This window comes from Aliibacillus thermotolerans (assembly GCF_027853235.1).
In the GTDB taxonomy this organism is placed as follows: Bacteria; Bacillota; Bacilli; order Bacillales; family Marinococcaceae; genus Aliibacillus; species Aliibacillus thermotolerans.
In genome coordinates this window covers 1-1,176 of record NZ_WKJG01000103.1, presented here as the reverse complement: position 1 = coordinate 1,176, position 1,176 = coordinate 1, and the positions used below count along the sequence as shown (strand labels likewise).

The 1,176-nt window shown below is 37.1% G+C and carries 2 protein-coding genes; one reads left to right on the top strand and one right to left on the bottom strand.

The window, feature by feature from the left end; genetic code table 11:
• Positions 1 to 146 precede the first annotated feature (146 nt).
• Positions 147 to 482 (bottom strand): four-helix bundle copper-binding protein, encoded by a 336-nt coding sequence (locus GJS40_RS13955; RefSeq protein WP_270898459.1) that lies wholly within the window; start codon positions 480 to 482, stop codon positions 147 to 149.
• A 384-nt stretch (positions 483 to 866) separates the two neighbouring features.
• On the opposite strand from GJS40_RS13955, the gene GJS40_RS13950 reads away from it, so the two are divergent.
• Positions 867 to 1,176 (top strand): transposase (locus tag GJS40_RS13950; RefSeq protein WP_270898458.1); only part of this gene is annotated, 310 nt, incomplete at its 3' end.

Here is a 1,176-nt window from a genome sequence, read left to right as displayed (position 1 = left end):
CGTGCCATAACAAATGAAAAGCTCACAAAGTGGGGGTTAAAAGATTTAACCACACTTTATGAGCTTCGATACTCAAAAGGTTGAACCGCCGTATACGAGAACCGTACGTACGGTGGTGTGAGAGGACGGAGGTTAATCGCCTCCTCCTACTCGATTGATGCCATTGTTCGGCAAATCTCTGCACACTTAAAACAAGATTCAGCACATTCCTTGCAATGATTAGCATGGTTATGTTGTTCACACATTTTTCCACATGCTTCGCAAATGTCAGCACAAAGCTTACAAATCTGCTTAGCAAAAGGGCTATCCGATTGCATTGCTTTTGCTGCTAATGCGCAAATGTCAGCACATTCCCTATTATAGCGGATGCAATCCGCCATCATTTTTACATTCTCTTCTTTTAAACAAGCATCATAACACCCATTACAAGCTTCCATACATTCTAAACAAGCTTTAATACATTCTTCATAAGACACGGCCATCTGAAAATCCTCCTTTGATTCAAGATTAAGTACAAATTTTACTATCCCCCTTGATATAATTTTTTATCCAACAAGGGTGCTTCAATCATAGTGTGAATTTTATTTTCTGTATTATTTGATTATCAGGTATTAATCTATAACTTAGTTCGTTTACAGTCAGTAGTAATAAGGATAAAAGGGAGCCAAAGAAAGAATCCTAAATAGTAAAATTTAGCAAAAAAGAATCGAGTGATTTATCTAAAAACACTCGATTGAATGAATTTCATAATTCACAGCCCTTGTCTCCCAATGGTTTTGAGAGTTGAAAAAAGAAGCACCTCCCCAAATCTTCTTGTATAATGGTAATAACAACAAAACCATAAAAAGACTGGAGGAGTGCTTCTTATGACCATTATACGACAACCTAGCCTATTTAGCATCCAAGAATTATATGACATGGAACCTACCCAAAAATATGAAGCCATTATTTCTACGATAGATTTAGATGCCATTTACCATGAAGTCACTAAAAAGTCGCGTTTTGGCGCACCTGAAGAGCTGAATTATGCCGCGATGATTATTTCTGTTTTCATTCGATACGTGGAACGAATTCCAACCGTTAAAGACCTAGTTAAACGACTAAATGATGATGTCGTTTTCAAGCTGAATTGTGGATTTCTCGTTTCTGACAATGTCCCTTCTGAAGCATCTTATT

Bases quoted from the DNA above. Each gene is read 5' to 3' on its own strand.
- GJS40_RS13955 (WP_270898459.1), bottom strand. From the start codon at position 482: ATGGCCGTGTCTTATGAAGAATGTATTAAAGCTTGTTTAGAATGTATG.